We start from the raw sequence: 21,400 nt of genomic DNA, 5'->3' as shown, positions 1-21,400 counted from the left end.
CTGCCCGACGCCCTCGCTGCCCGAGTTGCGACGCATGTGCGCAACTGCCACACCTTTGCGCAGCAGCGACAGTCAATGACTGTGGCGGATGCGGAAAAGTGTGGCCCACGGGGTCCAGCGCCGAGCCCGGCGCGAGCCCAGGGCCCAGAGCCCGACCCCGCGCCCCAAGGCCAGAGCCCCCGCCCGCGCCCTGAGCCCGGCCCCCGGCGGCGTCCTGGGTGTCGAACCGCGACGCATATGCGCAACCGCGCCACTTTCCCGCAACGGCGACAGTCGATGACTGTGGCGGATGCGGGAAGGTGGCGCGGTTGCGAAGAGACTGACCCCGGCGAGCGCCCTGAAGCGCGCAATGTTCGGGGAGAGGCCCACGAAGCCCTCGGGAGCGGACCGCGGGTCAGGCGGCGGAGCCTCCGGAGCGGCCACGGCCTCCGCGACGGCGCCGACGCGGCGCGTCACCCGAGCCCGAACCCGCACCCGCACCCGCACCCACGCCCGCGCCCGCGGCGGAGCGCTCCGAGCCGGAACGACCGGATGCGGCATCGCCGCCCCGCGCGAGCGACTCCACCCACGCGCGCTGCTGCTCGCTCACGGAGTCGCCGATCGTGCGGCCGCCGCGCGGCGCCACGTTCTCGGCGGTGTGGCCCTGGGGGCGTCCGGCGCGACGGTTCGGCGTGCGCTCGGCCGCGGCGCTGTGACGCGCCTCGGCGGGAGCGGCGCCGCGGACGGGCGCATCCGTGCGGCCGCCGGAGCGACCGGCACCACCCGAACGCCCAGCGGCACCGGAGCGTCCCGAACCGGCAGGCGCGCCCGCAGCGCGACCGGCCGCGGAGCCCGAACGACCGGATGCGGCACCGGAACGGCCCGCACCACCCGAACGAGCAGCAGAACCGCCCGCACGGGCAGCCGAGCCACCCGAACGCGAACCGCCGGAGCGGCCGCCCTGAGCGGGCGCGGCGACGGGCGACGGCTTCACGAGCGGCGCCGGCGCGCCGACGAGCTCGGAGACGGCTGCGTGCGCCGCATCCACACGCTCGAGGGGAGCGGAGATCGAGGCTTTGCGCAGCAGATCGGCGAGGTCACGACGCTGCGAGTCGAGCACGACGGTCACGACCGTGCCCTCGGCGCCGGCGCGCGCGGTGCGGCCGGAGCGGTGCAGGTACGCCTTGTGCTCGGCCGGCGGGTCGACGTGCACGACGAGCTCGACGTTGTCGACGTGCACACCGCGGGCGGCGACGTCGGTGGCGACGAGCACGCGCACGCCACCCGCATCCGGATCCGCGCCGAAGGCCGCGAGGTTGCGCTCACGCGCGTTCTGCGAAAGGTTGCCGTGCAGATCGACCGAGGGGATGCCGGCGGACGTCAGCTTCTTCGCGAGCTTCTTCGCTTGGTGCTTGGTGCGCGTGAAGAGGATGCGGCGACCGCGCCCGGAAGCCAGGCGCTCGACGAGATCGTTCTTGTCGTCGTCGGAGACGTGGAAGACCCGGTGGGTCATCGCGGCGGCGGGGACGCTGGACTCGTCGACCTCGTGGCGCACCTCGTTCTGGAGGAACTTGCGCACCAGAGTGTCGACGCCGCGGTCGAGCGTGGCGCTGAAGAGCAGCCGCTGGCCGCCGGTCGGCGTCGCGGCCAGGATGCGGGTGACGCCCGGCAGGAAGCCGAGGTCCGCCATGTGGTCGGCCTCGTCGAGGACGGCCACCTGCACGCGGTCGAGGCGGATGACGCCCTGCTTCATGAGGTCTTCGAGGCGACCGGGGCAGGCCACGACGATGTCGACGCCGGCGCGCAGCGCCTGCTCCTGCGGCTTCTGGCTGACGCCGCCGAAGATCGTGGTGACGTTCAGGCCGACGGCGGCGGCGAGGGGCGCGAGCGTCGCGGCGATCTGCGTGGCGAGCTCACGGGTGGGGGCGAGCACGAGGCCGGTCGGGCGACCGGCGGTGCGCGAGACACCGGTGAGACGCGCCACCATCGGCAGCGAGAAGGCGATGGTCTTGCCGCTGCCGGTACGGCCGCGGCCGAGCACGTCGCGACCGGCGAGCGCGTCGGGCAGGGTGTCCTGCTGGATGGGGAAGGGCTCGGTCTTGCCGGAGGCGGCGAGGACGGAGGCCAGCGGCGCGGGCACGCCGAGATCAAGGAAGGAAGGCATGAAGAAAGTGCTTTCGGATGAGGCGATCGATCGTGATCGCAAGACGGGGCGACGGCGCGGATTCGCGCATCGGTTCGCCGCTCGAGAAGAGGGCCCAGCGCCCGGAGGCGGAGCACGCGTATCGACGACGCAGCCGCCCGAAGGCGACACTCAACCCTAACACCGGCGGATGCGGGTGCATTCCGGATGCGGCGAGCCCGGGTCGCCGACCGCCCGGTGACCGCTCTCGGACGACTCCGGCACGAGCCGATGACGCTCGGACAGACCGGCCGCGTACCCACCCTTGTCCGACCCGAAAGACAGGACCGGGCCGGCGGCCGATGCCGCGCAGCCCGGTCCGTCGTCCGCCGCCTCAGCCGCCGAGCACCTCGCGCTCGAGACGGGCGTAGCTGGCCTCCATGCCCTCGGTCATCCCGGTCGCGAGCACCATGTCGCGCGTCGCCGCATCCGGATACTCGATGAGCAGCGTGAGCAGCGTCGCGCCATCCTCCTCGTAGAGCGAGAGGTCGTTGGTGGTCGAGGGGAAGTCGGTGCCCGTCATGTGCTCTGTCGTGACCCAGCGCCGCTCAGGCACGACGAGCTGCGTCTGCCCGTCGAAGCCGAACGGCTCGCCGACGACGCCCGCGCCGGGCGCCCACGCGTAGAGGTAGTCGCCGCCTGCGACGAGGTCGATCTCGCACGTCGTCATGGTCCAGCCGTCGGGTCCGAGCAGCCACCGACGGACGAGGTCGGGCTCGGTGTGCGCCCGCCAGACGATGTCGCGCGGACCGTTGATGAGCCGGGTGATGCGCACGTGCTGATCGCCGAGTATCTCCGTGCGCGTGCCCTTGCCCTCGGCGTAGGCGCGCAGCTCCTGCAGCACCGCGTCGAGCTGGTTGAACGCGAGGGTCGAGCCCTCGACGGCACCCATCGCGATGACCTGCTCGAGCGCCTCGATCGATTCGAAGTGCGAGACGTTCGTCAGACGCGAGCCCGTCTCGGTCGGCGCGAAGGTGAACGTCATGTGCTGCACCGGCATCCCCTCGACGGGAACGCCATCCGCATCCGTGAACATGTCGCGCACCTCGAACATCGTGGGTTCGTCGATCGCCACGAACTCCCACGCCCCGCTGTAGCGCTCGCCCTGCGGGCTGGTCATCGCGTAGCGCGCGGTACCGCCGACGGCGAACTCGAACACGGTGAAGGATGCGGGGTACCCGGGCGGGCCCCAGAAGCGCTCCAGCTGACGCGGGTCGGTGAGAGCACGCCAGAGGCGTTCGACGGGGGCGTCGACGTCGGCGATGAGCGTCATGGTGAGCGCTTCGGGATCGTGCGTGACGGCGGTGACGGGCATGGGGATCTCCAGGTGGTGTCGGCGGATGCGGCCGGCGCCGCATCCGGGTCAGGGCTCTTCGGCGAGCAGATCGTCGAGGCGGGAGATGCGCGATCGCCAGAGCTGCTCGTACTCGGCGAGCAGCAGGCGGGCACGCGCGATCGTTGCGGGATCGGCGCTCACGAGCCGCTCCCTTCCTTCGGCGCGCTTGGTGACCAGGCGCGCGGTCTCGAGCACGGCGACGTGCTTCTGGACGGCGGCGAACGACACGTCGTACACGGCCGCGAGGGCGGAGACCGATTGCTCGGCCTCGATCGTGCGCCGCAGGATGTCGCGGCGCGTGCGATCGGCGAGGGCCCGGAAGATCCGGTCCACCTCGGCGTCGCTGAGTTCCGTTTGTACAACCATTTGGTTGCACGTTAGCGTGCGGATGCGGGCAGCACAAGAGGCGGGTGTCGGCAGCGCAGGCGGCCTCGGACCGCGCCCGAACTCCTGCAAAGCCGGCGTGACGGACGGACTGAGCCGCAGGCCGGCGGATTCTGCAGGAGTTCGGCTCGCGGCGGCTCAGCAGACGCGTCGCCGCGCGTGGAGCTGCAGCGCCGCCGCCGCGTCAGAGCGGACGAGGGCGCCGTCCGCGTCCTCGGCGGCGCAGGAGTAGGCGGGTCGATGCGACCGTGCCAGCATGGGGCCATGGCGGGGTCAGCGGCGCAGCGGCATTCACACAGGACCGTGGTCGTCATAGGCGGCTCGGGCTTTCTCGGCCGCCACGTCACCGCCGAACTCGCACGGCGCGGGATCCGTGCCGTCACCGTTTCCCGGCGGGAGGCCCCCGACCCGTCGTCGAGCGTCGAGCACCGACGTTGCGACATCACGACAGATCCCGCTTCCGTGCGACGCACCCTCGACGGGTGCGCCGCCGTCATCAACGCGTCGAGCTACGTCGGCGACGACACAGAGCTGCAGGAGCGCGTCAATGTCGACGGAGTGCGCCACGTGGCGGCCGCAGCCGAGGCGATGAACATCCCGCTCGTACACCTCAGCACCGCCGGAGTATACGGCGACCTCCCCTTCGCGGGCGGGGAGGAGGGCGACTATGCACCGAACCCCGAATCGTCGCTGAGCCTTGCGCGGGCGCGAGGGGATGAGCTCGCTCTGCGCGGGCGCGCCACCCTCATCCGCCCCCTTTTCGTCTCTGGCGTCGGCGACACGCACTTCCTGCGACCTCTGCTCCACCTGCATGTGCGGCTGGGTGCATGGATCGCCGGCGGTGCGGCGAGACTGTCCGTGGCTCCCGCGGAGCTGGTCGCAGCAGCAGCCGTGGGCGCCGTCGAGGGCAGGCTTCAGGGCTTCGCGCCGGAACTCGTCCATGCCGTCCCCGATCGACCCGTGACGGTGCGGGAGCTGCTGACGCCGACACTCACGGAGTGGGGGGCACTTCCCCACCGCTCACTGACCGCGGACGACGCGATCGAGCGCCTGGCGGCCGTCGGTGTGCCCGCGCGGAAGGTCCGACAGTTCGCCCGCGACTACTTCATCTCCTCCCGTCTGTTGCGCCGGCTCATCTCGGATGGACCGGGAGTGCCCGCCGTGAGTCTCGCCGCACGCGCGTGGTACACCGCCCAGCGACCCACTGCACCCGTCCCCCCGAAGCCGCCGACGATGTCAGCGTGACGCCGTCACGAATCCGAAGACCGCCTCGGCCCTGACTCCGTGATCGGATGCGGCTTCCATCCAGAGGCTGTGCAGCACCCTTCCCCCTCGCTCGACGACGGAGTGTTCGAGGATGTGCGCGCGAGCGTGGAACTGCGTCAGCGATGCACTCCCCGTACGCGTGAACGCCATGCGCCGCATCCACAGGTTGTCGATACTCCCGCGCGGGACGCCCGCCGTGACCTGGGCGAGCACCTGCGCGACCTGACCGAACAGCACGACGTGATCGATGTGGGTGAGCCCCGGCCAGAGCGTCGCCTCGATGCCGCCGGCCCCGCCGGGGACCGGCCCGCGCACGGTATGCCTCGTGAGGACGGCCCGCTCTCGCACCGAGTACTCGATCAGTTCCGACGCGACGGCATGCAGCACGTATCCGTCCGCATAGGGGCGCAGTGGTCCCGGCGGCCCGGACATCGAATCGGTTTCGCGGAGCCGCGCGTGGATGCGGAACCCGCCGACACGCAGATCGGCATGGATCCCCGACTCTCTCGGCGCCACAGTTCCGCGCACCGGCACGTCGGAGAGCTCGACGTGCGGCCGAGCTCCGGAACGGAGCGCGATGTGATCGATGACGAAGCGGGCCGCATCGCAGGCGACCGGCATCTCGGCGACAGCGCGCTCGATCGCGGCCACGCCGAGTACGAGCGCGTCGACGCTGCTCAGATGAGCTTGGCGCGGTCGTCCGTCCGATCCCACGGACCAGTCGACAGGGTAGTCGGCAGCCCCCGACACATCGACCGTCACGCTCGCGTCCTCAGCGACCGACGTCACCCCCGAGTGCATCTCGTATCGGACTCGCTTGTATCCGGTCGCGAAGTATCGCGTGTGGGCAGCGCCGAGCAGATCGTCGAAGGAACGCCCCGCGCGCAAGCCACGAGGGATCGCATCCTCACCACGTATGTCGAGATCAGTTGTCATAGATCCATCCGTGTATCGTGTGGGCAGTTCTCACCGGTCACTCCGGTCCTGGCATGCGGCCAGCGCCAACAGGGAGACGTCAGTCATCGGCCGGAGGTGCCATCTCTGCATGGGGAAACAGCAGCGGAGCGAAGAGACGCGCGAGGCCCTGATCCAGTCCGGAAGCCGCCTGTTCGCAACCACGCCCTTCGACAAGGCGAGGATCGCGGATGTGATCGGCCCGCTCGGCCTCACGCAGGGCGCCTTCTACTTCCACTTCGAGAACAAGCACGATCTCGCGCTCGAGATCATCCGACGAGAGCACGCGAAGATGGTCGAACTGAGCGAAGCGGTCCTCGACGCCGCCGACAGCGGCCTGGCCGGCCTGCACGAGGTCTCCTCGAGACTGGCGGAACTCGTTCGCTCCGACATCGTGGTTCAGGCGGGTCTTCGCCTCACGTCGCACACGCCGCAGGAGTTCCCCGAGTTCCTGGGGGCGTCCTTCGCCATCTGGAACGCGACCATCGAGAAGTTCCTTCTGCGCGGGCAGGGCGAAGGCGACGTGCGCCGAGATCTGGACGTCCACGCGGCGGCTCGATTCGTCGTCGCGACGTTCGTCGGCGTGCAGGAGATCTCTGCGGTCGCGACGGGGTGGGCGGACCTGGACGAGAGGATCAGGGAGGTCAGCTCCCTGGCCATCAGAGGTATCGCCACCGAGGACGGCTACGCGGCTTTCGCCGCGTCCATCCCTGGGGCCTAGCGTCGCGACGCTCATCGTTCTTTGAACAGCCGGAAGAGGTTCGCTTCGCGGACCGTCACCGTGCCCGCCAACACGCCCACCAGAGTTCCGCCGATGGCGGCGGCCAGCGCCGGCATCATCGCGGCGACGGCCCAGGCGATGTCCTCCGGGGCGAGAATGCCTGCGGTGAGGTAGATCGTCGCTCCGGCCAGGACAGCGCCGAACAACGACCACACGACGGCCTCCAGGACAGCCGTCGAGGCCATCGCACCACGGGACTGCCCGGCGTGCAGCGCCGAGGCATACTCGAGTCGCCGCGCACGGACGGCGGCGAACCCCATGAGCAGCCCAGCGACAAGAGAGACCACCGGCGCCCAGCGCGTCAGCCGATCCTCGAACATCGCCGTGCCGGCGAACGTCGAACCCCCACGGCGGTTGAGCTGGGTCAGAGACATCTCGGTTCCGACCCCCGCGTCGTATGTGAGGGCCGATCGCAACAGTCCATCGTCTTGGCCGCTCTGCGGCCACGAGCGCATCCAGCACTCGTCGAAGGCTCCCTCGCCGTCGGTCGGCATCACGATCGCATACCCGAGGCGAGCGTCACGTCCGTCGTCCGGATAGGGGAAGAGACCGGCGACCCTGACCTCACGACCGTCGGTCACGAGCGTCGACCCGGCTGTCACGCCGAGCGAGTCAGCGAGAGACTGCGCAACCCACACACCGTCTGCGCCCGTCGTCACCTCGAGCAGACGCGCGAACCCGGGGGTGACCTCGTACACGGGGAATCCGGCGCCCGCGAGAGCGTCCAGGGGAAGGTCCTCCGCTTGACGCAACGCCCCCGCAGCCTGGACTCGGCCGTATCCGTCGAGGGCTTCGCAACGTTCCCGATCGACGCTCCCCTCCGCCACGAGCATGCGCGTGGCACCGCCCGCGTCGATGTAGCTCCGCGCCTGGCTCTGCAGGATGTGGATACTCGCCACATCCGCTCCGGCCGTAAGACCAGCAGTGAGCGCGAGCAGCAGGGCCAGCAGTGGGACTCGAGCGGTGCCGGTCAGGATGTTCCGCCACACCTCGGAGGCGATCGCCCGGAGCCTCATCCGAGCACATCCGTCGGAGCCGGTGCGTAGTCTTCGAGCTGGATGACGCGATTGCACGCGTCGCGCGTGCCGGGATCATGGGTGGCGATGAGGACGATGGCGCCCTGCTGCGCGACGGCGCCGAGGGTGTCGTTCACCGTCTGAGAGGTGCGAACATCGAGTTGCGCGGTCGGCTCGTCCACGAGGAGCAGGGACGGCTTGGTGGCGACGGCGCGGGCGAGCATGAGCCGCTGCGCCTCCCCACCCGACAGCTCGCGGAACGCCCTCTCAGCGACGGCCGTCAGGTGGAACGACGCCAGGATCGGACCGGCGAGCTCGACGGCCTCGCCGCGGGTGCTTCCCGCGGCGAGGAACGGGAATGCGACATGGTCGATCGCCGTGCGATTCGCGACGCCGTGCGGGTTCTGGAAGACCCAGCTCGTGCGCGCGATGTGCTCACGCACGACGTGCCCGAGAGTCGGCGCTTCCCAGCCTGCGAAGATCGACAGCAGGGTGGACTTGCCGCTGCCCGATGGACCGCAGAGTCCCACCACGTCGCCGGGACGGGCATCGAAGTCGAGGCCCTCGAACAGAAGCGGGGCACCGGCGAACCTGTGCCCGATACCGACCGCTCGGATGGACGGCACATCATCCACAGCGCGCCCCTTCCAGTGCGGCGCCGATCACGACGCTCGGCGGTGGGGGATCGGCATCGACGAACGCGACGACGGCCGTGCCGAGCGAAGACCCGAGAAGTTCGGCCCGGACCGTGCCTGCCTCGGTCTTCACGCAACGGCGCTCCTGTCCGCCGATCAGCGCGCCGACGGGAATCGAGTAGGCGGGAAGGGGAGACGAGAGCGCGAGGTTCGCGGTCACCGTCGAACCCGGATCCTGCGCGAGAGCGGAGATGAGCTTCTCGTCGGCGGAGAGCTCCGCGAGGAACGCGGCGTCTGTGGCGACGCCTCTGGCATCAACGGGTCCCTGCACCGAGCCGATCCTGATCGTGCGGTCCCCGGGTGCGAGGTTGTCGGGGAGAACCTGCACCTCGACGCGTTCGAGCCCACCACGGGACGTCGCGATCGTCGCACCCTGCGAGACCGGGTCCCCGACCTTCAGGGCGCAAGCGACTCCTGTGACCGTCGACGACGGAAGCCAGATGAACTCCGACCGTTGCGCAGCGCGCTCGCCCGAGTCAAGTCCTGCACTCTGGCGCAGCCGCTGCAGGGCTTGCCCCGTGCGGGGTCCGAACTCTCCGTCCGCACCGGATGCGTCGAGATGACCGAGGCGAACCAGCTCGGACTGCAACGCGGCGACGTCTGCACCGTCATCCCCCGCCGAGAGGTCACGATAGAGCGGCACCGCGGTGTGCAAGCCGATGAGCGGGCGCTCGTCGACATGGGCGACAACAGTTCCCGAAGAGATCTCCGTGCCGTCCTGGCACCGGGAAGCCGTGAGCGTCCCAGAGGTCTGGACCGACAGCGTCTGGTCGGCGCCCGTGACGAGCGCGACCTGGACTCGACGGCTGTCCTCGAAGCTCTGGGCGATGACCGGAGCCGCGGTCTCTTCGCCGCTCGACTGGAGCAACTCGGGCGCGGGCGCGGGTCGAAGCGCGTACCCCGTGGCGCCGGCGGCCGCGATGACCACCAGGGCGGTGACGGCGATGAGCGGCATCGCCCGCCGCGCGCCCACTACTTCCCCTCATCGAACGCCACGGAGTATCCGCCGGCGGAGAAGCACTCTTGAACGCTCGCGTCGTTCGGGTCGTACTCGGCGTCCGCGAACCTGTTCTCCAGGTCTCCGGCCAGGTCTGTCGTGGAGTAGGTGGCGTCGACGATCTCGTTGCGCTTGAAGCACGCCACCACGATTTCGTCGCCGTTGGTGAGCAGGTCAGGGTTGCCCTGCTGCGCGCGGTACAGCGCTTCTATCGGTGCCAGTTCGTCAGCGCAGTCCGCCGATGTCTCCATGTACTTCTGAGCCTGCTCCGCCGACATGTCGGGGGGCGTGATCTGGATGATGCCGGACGCCAGCCGCTTGTACTCCTCTTCATACCCCGCATTCACCATGCAGTCCGTGTACATGCGGTGCGCCTCGTCATACTGCGCCTGGGTGATGCCGCCCGTCTGGATCGCGCTGGTCAGCACCTCGATCACGAACGGGTTCTCTTCGTGCGCCAGATACTGCTCCAACAACTCGTCGAAGCTTCCTGCCAGACGCTCCCCCTCCGGGGGCGCCTGGCCGTCCCCGTCGACGGTGTATGTGCAGGCGGCCAGAGTCGCGCCTGCGAGGACGATGGCGGCCATGCCGGTGACGATTCGCGTCAGTGCTGTCGTGGTGCGCATGAGATCTCTCCGATTCCGTGGGGAGGCCGTTGGTGGGAACTGTTTAACGGCCGCGAGTCTCGACACGGTTAGTGCGCCCCTTACCCGGTCCTAACCGGTTCCTGGGAGACTGCGCATGTACCCGGCGGGGAGGAGAGCACGATGCGGATACTGCTGGTCGAAGACAACTCCGACCTCTCCGCGGCGATCGCGACGTCTCTCGCCCGCGACGGCTACGTGGTCACCGCGGCGCACGACGGCGTCCAGGCGCTCGACCGACTCGTCGAGCACGACTTCGACGTCGTCATCCTCGACCGGGACCTGCCTAGGATGAGCGGCGACAGCGTGTGCCGCGAGATCCGCTCTTCCGGCCAGGGCGTTCCCGTGATCATGCTGACCGCGCTCACCACCGTGCGCGACCGTGTCGCCGGCCTCGACCTCGGCGCAGACGACTACCTCACCAAACCGTTCGCCTACGAGGAACTCGCTGCGCGTGTGCGAGCGCTCACGCGCAGAGGCGCGTCACCCGTCGCGGACGAGATGACGATCGGCGAGCTCACGGTCGATCGTGCACGCAACAGCGTGACCTACGAGGGCCGTCGAGTCAGGCTGTCACCCAAGGAGTTCGCCGTCATCGAAGCCCTTGTGCGAGCCGAAGGCCGCCACCTGACGGTCGAGCGCCTTCTGGACGTTGCGTGGGACGCGCCGGATGACATCTCCCGCAGCGTCGTCAAAGTCACGATGCACTCTCTCCGACGCAAGCTCGCCCCGAACCTGATCGTGCACGACCCGGGTTTCGGCTACCGGTTGGAAGCAAGCTGATGCTCCCCAAGAAGTCTCTCGCCACGCGCATCGCTCTGACCTCCGGCGCGATCTTCACGGTGATCTCAGTTCTCGTGATGTGCGCGGTCTGGACGTCGTTGAGTTCCGTCGCCTCATCGAGCATCACCGTCGAGCCGCCGGATGCGGCATCCTCCTCGCCGCAGGTCGTGGAAGCGGTCTTCCGTCTCACCAGCGGAGCCACGGCCACGATCATGACGGTCACCGGCGCCGCCCTTGCGCTCATCACCGTTCTCGGCACGTTTATCACCTACCGCGCTGCTCGCAGCTCCCTGCGCCGCGTCGCAGAGATCACCGAGCACACCCGCCGCATCACCGCGAGCACCATGGACGAGCGTCTGGCGCTCCGGGGGCCGGACGACGAGATCAAGGACCTCGCCGACACGATCGACATCACCCTCGGCCAGCTCAGCGACGCGTTCGCGCAGCAGGAACGCTTCGCCGCCAACGCCTCCCACGAGCTGCGCACCCCGCTCGCGGTCGTCCGTACCTCCCTCGAATCGATCGGGGCCGACGACCCGGGCAACGAGGCCGTCGAGAGGTCCCTGCGAAACGTCACTCGCATGGACGAGATGATCGGCTCGCTCCTGCTGCTCAGCCAGACGCGCCAGCTCAGCGAAGAGGTGCGCAGCCCCGTAGACCTTTCCGAGGTCGTCCGCATCGTCGTCGAAGAACTGGCCCCGGCCTTCCGCTCACGCGAAGTCCTCACGACCACCATTGCGGACGATGAGGCGATCATCGACGGCGATCAGACCCTGATCACGCAGGCCGTGCACAACCTCGTGCAGAACGCGGCGCGATACACGCCCTCGGGCGGACGCGCGTCCTTCACGGTCACGATGTCGCCCCACGGCGTGGTCGCCCGGTTCACCAACGACGGGCCGATCTTCACCGACGACGAGGTGTCGCAGTTCACGGAGCCCTTCAGCAGGGGTGCGCACACCCGCGTGGCAGGCACTGCCGGCCACGGCCTCGGGCTCTCGATCGTCGCGAGCATCGCGCGCCAGCACGGCGGCTCGTTCGAGGTCGAGTCTCGTCGCGAAGGCGGGTTCATCGGCATCCTGCGCCTTCCTCCGGTGACACAGGAGGCGGGGGATGCACCCCCCGGCCTCCATTCAGCTCACTCCGCTCGAACGATCACCTGAACGAGTTGTAGGCGTAGCTTCCGGTATCGACACCACACGCCGCCCACGCGTAGCCACCGCTGGTCGTCCACCCGGAGCTCGCCGTCTTGCAGCCGTGCTTCGCGAATGAAAGCCCCTGCGTCCCTCCCCAGACGTCGTGCTCCGCGCTGGCGTTGAACGGTCCGGCGAACGCCTCCCCGCTCTGTCCCGCGTACGCGGGAGCCGCCGCCAACGTTCCGCCGACGGCGAGCGCTGCGGCGAGAACGACCGCACCGATGCCCTTCTTGACGTTCATCTTCATCCGAACACTTCCTTGTGAGTGATGTTGAGCCGGCACCCCGCCGGTCACATCACATTGACAGGAAACTCTTATACATACAACTATGTATGTGAGACAGAACTGAACCTGTCGCCCCATGGGGAGCGGGGAGGCTCGCGGTGCGGTCGGGGCCCGCACCGCGAGTCTGTCCGGCAACCTCGCCTCGGGCGCACCGAGAGAAGGGTGCCCGCTCTTGCAACGACGCAGACACTCGGCCGAGGGAGAGCTCGACACCGAGATGCTCTCGGGAGCTCGGTTCACCCTCGACGAGGAAGGGCGCTCACGAGGAGGCTGCTCGCCCCTCCGTGTCGTCGTACGCGTCGGGGAAGAGGTGACCCTCAGGTCTGGCCTCCGGCAACCAGTAGGGCAGCGCGCCCGGCGCCTCCCACACCTCGTTCAGGAAGTCCGCGAACGACGGTGCGACCATCGGCCACCCGCCCACGACGCCGTGGAGCTCGTGAAAGCTGTCGTAGACCCGGCCACCCCGCGGCACGGACATGTCGATGGTGAGGTGGTCTCCACCGGGAGTGCGAGCGATCAGATACGCGGCCCGGCTCACCGCATCCGCTTCGACCGGGTCGCCGACGATGAGCGGATTCGCGGGGACGACCTCGTCCGGCGGCAGGACGGTCAGCTCGCGAGCCTGGCCGGCGAACAGCACGGCTCCCCCGCAGCCTTCGTAGAACTCCCTCACCTCGCCCGGAAGGCGCTCGTCGTCTCGACGGACGACCGGGAGCGAGACCGGCGGCAGCACCACGCAGTCCGCGCGCAGTCGTGCGTGCTCCAGCAGTTCGGCGATGTCCACGCATCCATTCTCCGGCTCGGATGCGTGTCCGTCCGCGGCCGCTGGCTGAAACGCGCACTGGCTGCGCTGTCAATGCTCTGGCCTGCAGCGCCGGCGCGCTCCTATCGTTCCGGGCAACCGCGGGCCACATCCGCAGGTCAAAGGGGGAAATCACCATGTGCACAGGGCTGAGCTTCACGACCGGAGACCACTACTTCGGCCGGAATCTCGATCTCGAGTTCTCCTATCACGAGACCGTCACGGTCACACCTCGACGATTCCGGTTCGCATTCCGCGCGGCCGAATCGCTCGAGACCCATTACGCGATCATCGGCATCGCCACCGTCTCCGACGGCTATCCGCTGTACTACGACGCGACGAACGAGAAGGGCCTCAGCGTCGCCGGCCTGAACTTCCCGGGCAACGCCGTCTACCACCCTCGCGACGACGAGAAGACGAACATCACGCCCTTCGAACTCATCCCGTGGCTGCTCGGGCAGTTCGACACGGTCGACCAGGTGAAGCAGGCGCTGGAGGGTCTGAACGTTCTGAACGAGTCCTTCAGCGACGAGTTCCCGCTCTCGCCGCTGCACTGGATCATCGCCGACGCGAACTCGGCCATCACGGTCGAGAGCGTGGCCGAGGGGCTCCGCGTCTACGACAACCCCTTCGGCGTCCTCACCAACAACCCCACCTTCGACATCCAGAGCTTCCGACTGAACGACTTCATGGCACTGACCAACCGCGAGCCGGGGAACACGTTCGCCCCCGGGCTGGCACTCGATCGCTACAGCCGCGGTATGGGCGGCATCGGTCTGCCCGGCGACCTCTCGTCGTCGTCGCGCTTCGTGAAGGCGGTCTTCACCCGCATGAACTCGGTCTCCGGCTCGTCGGAGTCCGAGTCGCTGAGCCAGTTCTTCCACATCCTCGGGTCCGTCGCTCAGCAACGCGGATGCGTGCGTGTCGCCGAGGACGAGAAGTACGAGATCACGATCTACTCGTCCTGCTGCAACACCCGCACGGGCGTCTACTTCTACACGACGTACGAGAACAGCCAGATCACCGGGGTCGACATGCACCGAGAAGACCTCGACGCATCCGAGTTGATCTCGTTCCCCCTCGTGGAGGGGCAGCAGATCCGGATGCAGAACTGACGCCGAGACGGAGACTCTTCGCCACCGGTGGCTCAGCCCATGAACGGCGCGAACTTCGCGATCGCCTCCGCGGTCGCGGGGGTGAAGAGATTCACGAGGTTGCCGTCAGGGTCGCGCAGCAGCACGGAGCGGTTACCCCACGGCATGAGCGCGGGCTCGGTGACCCACGTATCCACGACGCCCCGCAGTCGCGCGTAGTCGGCGTCGACGTCGGGTGTGAGGAACTCGATGATCGCCGACCGGTTGCGCGCCGCCTCCGCCGCGCCGGGCGCGAAGGCGGGAACGGTCCCGCTGCTTCCGATCGCGAGTGTCGCGGACGAGGTTGCGAGCTCCGCGAAGACGTCACCCGTGCGGGACGCGGCGGCGCCGGTGATCTTCTCGTAGAAGTCGGACAGTCGGGCGACGTCGTCGGTGATGATGCGGACGGAAACGAAGTTCATGGAATCTCCTGAGATCGACGGTCGAGGCCTTCTCGACGTGACGAGCCTCGTCCGCGCTCGCGACAGCGTCCTGTCGGTGTTTCCGTACGGATCTCAGAGAGTCAGCGGGTCGAGCGTCCCGTAGACGATCTCGATGTCGTCCGCCGTCAGCACGCGCTCCTCGGGAACCTCGGCGGTGACCACGACCTCGCGGATGCGGTCGGTGCGGAACGCACGGATGCCGTCACGCAGCCGGCACCACGCGATCAGGAACCACGCGCCGCTCGACGCGACGTAGCCGAGGGGTTCGATCTCACGCTCCGTCCGCACGCCGGCGCGGTCCTCGTACCCGATGCGCAGCACGCGCGGATCGGCGAGCGTATCGGCGAGCACGCGCGGAACGGGGCCTGCGTCGGCATCGCCCCGCAGGAAGTGGACCCGGGTCGCGAGGCGCTTCGCCGACTGCGCGTCATCGCCACGCATCGCGAAGACAAGCTTGCGCATAGCCGTTTCGGCGGCCAACCGGAACGGCGCCGCACCCATCGACCGCAGTGCGACGGCCATCGCCATGGCCTCCTGCGGAGTGAAGTTCACCGGCGGCAGGGTGTGCTCGCGCGAGACGCAATAGCCGCCGGTGCGTCCGGGTTCCGCCCAGATCGGCACGCCGCTCTGCTGCAGTGCGCTGATGTCACGCTCGATCGTTCGCACGCTGACCTCGAAGCGCGCGGCCAGCCAGCTGGCGCTGCGTGGGCGCGGTGCCACGGCGCGCAGCTCTTCCACGAGGGAGTAGAGCCGATCGGTCCGATTCACGCTCCGACGATAGACCCGGGTGTGCCGAGCGAGGCGGCATCCGGAGCACCCGGCACGGTTGACGCCGCATCCGCCACACCCCTAGCCTCGGAGGGCTGCGCCCCGTCCGGCGCAGCATCAGCCGAGGAGACCGACCCATGCACGCACGCGACGGCCTGCGTCAGAACGCGGCCCTGCAGCTTCTCTCGAAGCGCAGCGGCCGCTATGAGTCGTACCCTCCGGCGCGCAGCATGTGACGAGTTTCGTCCCACGCCCCGCACCGAAAGGTCCGGGGCGTTTTCTTTCCGCGGGGAGAACACCCGGACCGGCTGGTCCACCCCACGCAAGGAAAGGAATCATGGAGAAGCTCTCCGCACGGCTCGTGTCGTGGGCGAGCCTGATCGACGACAAGACCCTCGATCAGGCGCGCGCCTCGGCACGGATGCCGTTCATCCATCCGCACATCGCGCTGATGCCCGACGCGCACCTGGGCAAGGGCGCGACGGTCGGCTCGGTCATCCCGACGCTCGGCGCAATCATGCCCGCGGCCGTCGGCGTCGACATCGGATGCGGAATGATCGCCGTCCGCACCCAGTTCGAGCTCTCGCAGCTGGCGAGTCGAGACCTCGCACCGCTTCGCGAGGCAATCGAGCGGGCGATCCCCCTCTCGGCCGGCCACGACAACCGCAAGGTCGTCGCCACCGCGGCGCCGCGCATCGCGGAGCTCGAGGCGAAGGCCACCGCATCCGGCTTCGACCCGGCGTCGTACGTCAGTCACTGGCGGCTCCAGCTGGGCTCGCTCGGATCCGGCAACCACTTCATCGAGGTGTCGGTCGACGAACTCGACCGCGTCTGGATGTTCCTGCACTCCGGCTCGCGCGGCATCGGCAACAAGATCGCCGCCCACCACATCGCGGTCGCCCAGCGGCTGGCGAAGCAGTGGTGGATCGACCTGCCGGACCCCGACCTCGCCTACCTCGTGGAAGGCACGCCCGAGTTCGCGCGGTACATCCGAGAGCTGCAGTGGGCGCAGCACTTCGCGCTGCTGAACCGCGAGGAGATGATGGACCGCGTCGCGCGCCAGCTCGGCGAGTTCCTCGGCGAGGACGTCGTCGAGCACGAGCGGATCAACTGCCACCACAACTTCACGCAGCCCGAGCGCCACTTCGGCAAGGAGGTGTGGGTGTCGCGCAAGGGCGCGATCCAGGCGGATGCGGGCCGTCCCGGCCTCATCCCGGGGTCGATGGGCACGGCGTCGTACGTCGTCGAGGGGCTCGGCAACCCGGTCTCGCTCAACTCGTCGCCCCATGGCGCCGGTCGCGAGTACTCCCGTTCCGCCGCGCGGCGCACGTTCTCGCACGAGCAGCTCCGCGAGGCTATGGCCGGCATCGAGTTCCGCGACACGGACGCCTTCATCGACGAGATCCCGCAGGCCTACAAGCCGATCGACAGAGTGATGACGGATGCGGAGGACCTCGTGTCGATCCGGCACTCGCTGCGCCAGCTCGTCAACGTGAAGGGCGACTGACCCGGATCGCCCCCGCGTTCGCCTGTCACAGATCGACGCGGAACGCGCGATCTGTGACAGGCGAGCGGGTGGGGAATCCGCGCCCGCGCTTTCCGCTCGCCTGGCGCTCGGCTTCGCATCCGAGCGCAGCCGCGGCAGCGCGGGGAGACGGGGAGCTTGCGGCGCAGTGAATACAGTCGTATTCTCAAAGGAATACACTCGTATCCCGGAGGACATCATGACCCGCCCCACCACCGCCACGCCCGTCTCGACCCCGCGCCGCTGGGCGGTGGCGGTCGGGTTCGCTCTCGTGCCCGTCGTGTTCACGGCCGCCGGAGCCGCGATCGCTCAGATCATGGAGCTCTCAGACGTGTCCGCCTCCCTGGTCCTCGCCGCGACCACCGCGCTGTCGGCCGCGATCGGCGTGCTCGGCCTGAGCCTGCGCGGCGGGCTGCGCGCGGGCGGTCTCCGCGCACCGCGGCGACTGCGCGAGGCTCTGTGGCTGCTCCCGGCGCTCGCGGTCGTGCTGATCGTCATCGCCACGCAGCCGCCGACCGCGTCACCGTCGCTCTGGCTCGCATCAGCGGTGCTGCTGGCCGCCGTCGCCGCCAATGAAGAGGTGTGGTTCCGCGGGAACGTGCTGTCCGTACTGCGGCCGCTGGGCGCGGGCGTCGCGATCGGGGGGAGCACCCTTCTGTTCGCCGTGCTGCACCTGGCGAACCTGGCGGGCGGCGAGAGCATCCCCGCCACCGTGCTGCAGGTGGCGTTCGCAGCGGTCTTCGGCCTCGTCGCCGCGCAGCTGGTCGTGCTCACGGGGAGCCTGTGGCCGGGAATCGTGTGGCACGCGGTGTGGAACTTCGCGAACGTCATCGGCGGGAACCTCACCACACCCTGGGCGCTCACTGGAATCGGTGTCGCTATCGTCGTGCTCATCATGTATTCGCTGCTGCTCGCGCGCCGCATCGCCGCCCCCACCGCCTCCGAGGCGCGCGGATGACCTCCCCCTCGCTCGGAAGCAACGCGCTCACACCTCGTCAGCGGCAGCTTGCCGACGCGGCCCTCGTCATCATCGCCCGCGAGGGGTTAGCGGGTCTCTCGTTCCGAACCGTGGCCGCCGAGGCGGAATGCTCGCTGGGAGCGGTGCAGAAGGCCTTCCCCCGGAAGGAGACCATGCTCGCCGCCGCCTTCGCCCGCCTTCGCGAACAGTCGGTGTCGATTCCGAGTGGAGAACCCGGGCGCCCCACCCTGCGCGCATGGCTCGTCTCGCTGATGATCAGCATCCTCCCGCTGGATGCCGATCGTCGGGCCGCTCAGCGGCAAGCGGAGGCATTCGCGCTCTATTCCGCATCCGACCCCGCCATCGCCGGCGCGATCACCCAGAGCGACGACCAGCTGCGAAACCTCTTGGCCTCGCTCGTGATGAGAGCACGATCGGAGGGTGAGATTCCCGCAACGGTGGACCCGCAGCGAACGGCATGGGCCGTGCTCGCGCTGACCCAGGGCCTCGCCGCGCAGCTGTCCTACGAGCCGCGCCCCGAACGGGAGTTGCGCGAACGGCTGGAGGGCATCATCGCGTCGCTTCTCAGCGGCGCCTGACCTCCGCGCACCGCCCGCACCCCGCCGGGGCGCGCCCGCAACTAGACTGAGCAGGTCCGGCACCCCGATCCCTGGAGCTCAGCCGCGTGACCACTCCCGCCACCGCCTCGCGACCTGCCGCCGATACCGTCGAGAACGCTCGCGCCACGCCAGAACGCGAGCAGCCCTACGCGGCTCTCGGTCTCAAGCCCGACGAGTACGACCGCATCCGTGAGATCCTCGGCCGCCGCCCCACCAGCGGTGAGCTCGCGATGTACTCGGTCATGTGGAGCGAGCACTGCTCCTACAAGTCGAGCAAGATCTACCTCCGCCAGTTCGGCCAGAAGGTCACCGACGAGATGCGCGAGCGGCTCATGGTCGGCATGGGCCAGAACGCGGGCGTCGTCGATGTGGGCGAGGGCTGGGCGGTGACCTTCAAGGTCGAATCGCACAACCACCCCAGCTACATCGAGCCCTTCCAGGGGGCTGCCACCGGCGTCGGCGGCATCGTGCGCGACATCATCTCGATGGGGGCGCGCCCGGTGGCCGTCATGGACCAGCTCCGCTTCGGCGCGATCGACAACCCCGACACCGCCCGCGTCGTCCACGGCGTCACCAGCGGCATCTCCTTTTACGGCAACTGCCTGGGCCTGCCGAACATCGGCGGCGAGACCGTCTTCGACAGCGTCTACCAGGGCAACCCGCTCGTGAACGCGCTCGCGGTGGGCGTGCTGCGCCACGAGGACCTCAAGCTCGCCGACGCGACCGGCCCCGGCAACAAGGTCGTGCTCTTCGGCGCCCGCACGGGCGGCGACGGCATCGGCGGGGCCTCCATCCTCGCCTCCGACACGTTCGCCGACGGCGGCCCCACCAAGCGTCCCGCGGTGCAGGTGGGCGACCCCTTCGCCGAGAAGGTGCTCATCGAGTGCTGCCTCGAGCTGTACCGCGACGAGCTCGTCGAGGCCATCCAGGACCTCGGCGCCGCCGGCATCTCGTGCGCCACGAGCGAGCTGGCCGCCAACGGCGGATCCGGGATGCGGGTCGACCTCGAGAAGGTCCTGCTGCGCGACCCGTCGCTGACTCCCGAAGAGATCCTCATGTCGGAGTCGCAGGAGCGGATGATGGCGATCGTCGCCCCCGAGAAGCTCGACGCCTTCCTCGCCGTCGTCGACAAGTGGGAGGTCGAGACGAGCGTGCTCGGCGAGGTCACCGGCGACGGCCGCCTTGCGATCTTCTGGCACGGCGAGCAGATCGTCGACGTCGACCCCTCGACCGTCGCCGTCGACGGCCCCGTCTACGAGCGTCCCGTCGCCTACCCGACCTGGATCGACGCCCTGCAGGCGGATTCCGCATCCGCCCTGCCGCGCCCGACCGACTCGGCGGCGCTGCGCGAGCAGTTCCTGCAGCTTCTCGGCAGCCCCAACCTCGCGGACACGTCGTGGATCACGAACCAGTACGACTACTACGTGCTGGGAAACACGGCGCTGAGCTTTCCCGACGACGCCGGCATGATCCGCGTCGACGAGGAGTCCGGTCTCGGCTTCGCGATCGCCACAGATGCGAACGGCCGCTTCTGCCAGCTCGACCCGTACCAGGGCGCGAAGCTGGCCCTCGCCGAGGCGTACCGCAACGTCGCCGTCACCGGCGCGACCCCCACCGCCGTCACAGACTGCCTCAACTTCGGCAGCCCCGAGAACCCCGAGGTCATGTGGCAGTTCTCGCAGGCCGTCGAGGGTCTCTCCGACGCGTGCCTCGAGCTCGGCATCCCCGTCACCGGCGGCAACGTCAGCTTCTACAACCAGACCGGCGACGTGCCGATCCACCCGACCCCCGTCGTGGGCGTCATGGGCATCATCGACGACGTCGCCCGCCGCATCCCGAGCGGCTGGCAGGATGCGGGCGAGAACCTGTACCTGCTGGGCGTCACCGCCAACGAGCTGGGCGGCTCCGCGTGGGCCCAGGTCGTGCACGACCACCTCGGCGGTCGTCCCCCGGCGGTCGACCTCGCCGCCGAGAAGCGCCTGGCCCAGCTGCTGCGCGCCGCCGGCGATCAGGGACTCATCTCCAGCGCCCACGACCTCTCGGAGGGCGGCCTCGGTCAGGCCCTCGCCGAGGGCGTCATGCGCTTCGGCGTGGGCGCGCGCGTCTGGCTCACCGAGCTCATGGAACGCGACGGTGTGGATGCCGCATCCGCCCTCTTCTCCGAGTCGACCGGTCGTGTGATCGTCAGCGTGCCGCGCGAGGAGGACGTGAAGTTCCGGGGCCTGTGCGCGGGACGCGACTACCCCGTGCTGCGCATCGGCGTCACCGATTCCGGCGACGCCGAGTCGGTGCTCGAGGTGCAGGACGTGTTCACCCTGTCGGTGTCCGAACTGCGGGAGCGCTCGCGCGCGACGCTGCCCGCCGCGTTCGGTCCGACGGTGGCCGAGGGCGCCTGATGAACGACGACGAGGAGTACGAGGGCTTCGCCGACAAGCGCCAGATGCGCATGAAGGTCGTCGCCTGGGTGGTGATCATCGCCCTCGTGCTCGTCGGCGGCGGCTCGACCGTCCTCGCCCTGCTCTTCGGCTGAACCCGGGTCCCCGTCCGGCTGGGCTCCTCGAGGCTCCGTTGCGACATCTGCACGAGCTGTGGTGCTGATGTGATCCCGCGAGACGCATGAGACGGGTTTAGCGGCGTCCGCCGTGCAGATGT

The 21,400-nt window shown here is 69.2% G+C and carries 22 protein-coding genes; 10 read left to right on the top strand and 12 right to left on the bottom strand.

Features of this window, described 5'->3' with window-relative positions:
• Positions 1-394: 394 nt before the first annotated feature.
• The 3 genes from QE374_RS09675 to QE374_RS09665 all read right to left on the bottom strand — a co-directional run bounded on the left by QE374_RS09675 (position 395) and on the right by QE374_RS09665 (position 3,863).
• Positions 395-2,143, bottom strand: coding sequence for a DEAD/DEAH box helicase (locus tag QE374_RS09675; RefSeq protein WP_309734363.1), 1,749 nt, complete (start codon positions 2,141-2,143; stop codon positions 395-397).
• A gap of 352 nt (positions 2,144-2,495) precedes the next feature.
• The gene (locus QE374_RS09670) at positions 2,496-3,476 is read right to left on the bottom strand and encodes an SRPBCC family protein (RefSeq protein WP_309734362.1); all 981 of its coding nucleotides are present in this window, start codon (positions 3,474-3,476) and stop codon (positions 2,496-2,498) included.
• Positions 3,477-3,524: 48 nt separating this feature from the next.
• A complete protein-coding gene (locus QE374_RS09665; RefSeq protein ID WP_243226202.1) occupies positions 3,525-3,863 on the bottom strand; it encodes a helix-turn-helix transcriptional regulator in 339 nt (112 codons plus the stop codon).
• A 321-nt stretch (positions 3,864-4,184) separates the two neighbouring features.
• Here QE374_RS09665 and QE374_RS09660 point away from each other — a divergent pair, with 321 nt between their 5' ends.
• Positions 4,185-5,126 carry an NAD-dependent epimerase/dehydratase family protein gene (locus QE374_RS09660; protein ID WP_309734359.1) on the top strand — a complete coding sequence of 314 codons (942 nt, stop codon included), beginning with the start codon at positions 4,185-4,187 and terminating at the stop codon, positions 5,124-5,126.
• Here QE374_RS09660 and QE374_RS09655 read toward each other — a convergent pair.
• On the bottom strand, positions 5,118-6,083 hold the full coding sequence (locus tag QE374_RS09655; RefSeq protein WP_309734356.1) for an AvrD family protein: 966 nt from the start codon (positions 6,081-6,083) through the stop codon (positions 5,118-5,120). The two genes, QE374_RS09660 and QE374_RS09655, sit on opposite strands and share 9 nt — an antisense overlap.
• A 109-nt stretch (positions 6,084-6,192) precedes the next feature.
• Here QE374_RS09655 and QE374_RS09650 point away from each other — a divergent pair, with 109 nt between their 5' ends.
• The gene (locus tag QE374_RS09650) at positions 6,193-6,822 is read left to right on the top strand and encodes a TetR/AcrR family transcriptional regulator (protein WP_309734354.1); all 630 of its coding nucleotides are present in this window, start codon (positions 6,193-6,195) and stop codon (positions 6,820-6,822) included.
• 11 nt (positions 6,823-6,833) lie between these two features.
• Here QE374_RS09650 and QE374_RS09645 read toward each other — a convergent pair whose 3' ends face one another.
• From QE374_RS09645 to QE374_RS09630, 4 genes are read right to left on the bottom strand one after another with little or no spacing between them, the layout of a single operon-like run.
• Complete coding sequence (locus QE374_RS09645) at positions 6,834-7,898, bottom strand: hypothetical protein (protein ID WP_309734353.1); 1,065 nt, start codon at positions 7,896-7,898, stop codon at positions 6,834-6,836.
• Complete coding sequence (locus tag QE374_RS09640) at positions 7,895-8,533, bottom strand: ATP-binding cassette domain-containing protein (protein ID WP_309734351.1); 639 nt, start codon at positions 8,531-8,533, stop codon at positions 7,895-7,897. Before QE374_RS09640 ends, QE374_RS09645 begins: the two co-directional genes overlap by 4 nt.
• Positions 8,526-9,566: a peptidoglycan-binding domain-containing protein gene (locus tag QE374_RS09635; RefSeq protein WP_309734349.1), complete on the bottom strand. Its 1,041-nt coding sequence runs from the start codon at positions 9,564-9,566 to the stop codon at positions 8,526-8,528. The genes QE374_RS09640 and QE374_RS09635 overlap by 8 nt, the downstream gene beginning before the upstream one ends.
• Positions 9,566-10,216: a hypothetical protein gene (locus tag QE374_RS09630; protein WP_309734347.1), complete on the bottom strand. Its 651-nt coding sequence runs from the start codon at positions 10,214-10,216 to the stop codon at positions 9,566-9,568. Before QE374_RS09630 ends, QE374_RS09635 begins: the two co-directional genes overlap by 1 nt.
• Positions 10,217-10,357: 141 nt before the next feature.
• Here QE374_RS09630 and QE374_RS09625 point away from each other — a divergent pair, with 141 nt between their 5' ends.
• Positions 10,358-11,017 carry a response regulator transcription factor gene (locus tag QE374_RS09625; protein WP_309734345.1) on the top strand — a complete coding sequence of 220 codons (660 nt, stop codon included), beginning with the start codon at positions 10,358-10,360 and terminating at the stop codon, positions 11,015-11,017.
• Positions 11,017-12,180 carry a HAMP domain-containing sensor histidine kinase gene (locus tag QE374_RS09620; protein WP_309734343.1) on the top strand — a complete coding sequence of 388 codons (1,164 nt, stop codon included), beginning with the start codon at positions 11,017-11,019 and terminating at the stop codon, positions 12,178-12,180. Before QE374_RS09625 ends, QE374_RS09620 begins: the two co-directional genes overlap by 1 nt.
• On the opposite strand, the gene QE374_RS09615 is transcribed toward QE374_RS09620, so the two are convergent.
• Positions 12,173-12,460 (bottom strand): hypothetical protein, encoded by a 288-nt coding sequence (locus QE374_RS09615; protein WP_309734341.1) that lies wholly within the window; start codon positions 12,458-12,460, stop codon positions 12,173-12,175. The genes QE374_RS09620 and QE374_RS09615 overlap by 8 nt on opposite strands.
• A gap of 298 nt (positions 12,461-12,758) precedes the next feature.
• A complete protein-coding gene (locus QE374_RS09610) occupies positions 12,759-13,283 on the bottom strand; it encodes an SMI1/KNR4 family protein (protein ID WP_309734338.1) in 525 nt (174 codons plus the stop codon).
• A gap of 155 nt (positions 13,284-13,438) precedes the next feature.
• Here QE374_RS09610 and bsh point away from each other — a divergent pair, with 155 nt between their 5' ends.
• Positions 13,439-14,416, top strand: a complete 978-nt coding sequence (bsh, locus tag QE374_RS09605) for a choloylglycine hydrolase (RefSeq protein WP_309734336.1) — start codon at positions 13,439-13,441, stop codon at positions 14,414-14,416.
• Positions 14,417-14,448: 32 nt separating this feature from the next.
• On the opposite strand, the gene QE374_RS09600 is transcribed toward bsh, so the two are convergent.
• Together QE374_RS09600 and QE374_RS09595 are read right to left on the bottom strand one after the other, a co-directional pair.
• Positions 14,449-14,856, bottom strand: a complete 408-nt coding sequence (locus tag QE374_RS09600) for a VOC family protein (RefSeq protein ID WP_309734334.1) — start codon at positions 14,854-14,856, stop codon at positions 14,449-14,451.
• 93 nt (positions 14,857-14,949) lie between these two features.
• Positions 14,950-15,645, bottom strand: a complete 696-nt coding sequence (locus QE374_RS09595; RefSeq protein ID WP_309734332.1) for a WYL domain-containing protein — start codon at positions 15,643-15,645, stop codon at positions 14,950-14,952.
• 337 nt (positions 15,646-15,982) lie between these two features.
• Here QE374_RS09595 and QE374_RS09590 point away from each other — a divergent pair, with 337 nt between their 5' ends.
• From QE374_RS09590 to QE374_RS09570, 5 genes are all read left to right on the top strand, one after another.
• On the top strand, positions 15,983-17,152 hold the full coding sequence (locus QE374_RS09590) for an RtcB family protein (protein ID WP_309734329.1): 1,170 nt from the start codon (positions 15,983-15,985) through the stop codon (positions 17,150-17,152).
• 217 nt (positions 17,153-17,369) lie between these two features.
• Complete coding sequence (locus QE374_RS09585) at positions 17,370-18,128, top strand: CPBP family intramembrane glutamic endopeptidase (RefSeq protein ID WP_309734327.1); 759 nt, start codon at positions 17,370-17,372, stop codon at positions 18,126-18,128.
• Positions 18,125-18,727: a TetR family transcriptional regulator C-terminal domain-containing protein gene (locus QE374_RS09580; protein ID WP_309734325.1), complete on the top strand. Its 603-nt coding sequence runs from the start codon at positions 18,125-18,127 to the stop codon at positions 18,725-18,727. The genes QE374_RS09585 and QE374_RS09580 overlap by 4 nt, the downstream gene beginning before the upstream one ends.
• Positions 18,728-18,813: 86 nt before the next feature.
• On the top strand, positions 18,814-21,144 hold the full coding sequence (gene purL / locus QE374_RS09575; protein WP_309734323.1) for a phosphoribosylformylglycinamidine synthase subunit PurL: 2,331 nt from the start codon (positions 18,814-18,816) through the stop codon (positions 21,142-21,144).
• The gene (locus tag QE374_RS09570; protein WP_307321643.1) at positions 21,144-21,278 is read left to right on the top strand and encodes a hypothetical protein; all 135 of its coding nucleotides are present in this window, start codon (positions 21,144-21,146) and stop codon (positions 21,276-21,278) included. Before purL ends, QE374_RS09570 begins: the two co-directional genes overlap by 1 nt.
• Positions 21,279-21,400 lie beyond the last annotated feature (122 nt).

Source organism: Microbacterium sp. SORGH_AS_0428 (assembly GCF_031453615.1).
In the GTDB taxonomy this organism is placed as follows: Bacteria; Actinomycetota; Actinomycetes; order Actinomycetales; family Microbacteriaceae; genus Microbacterium.
Note: the sequence above shows the minus strand (reverse complement) of the source record. Positions and strands in the feature narration are given on the sequence as shown.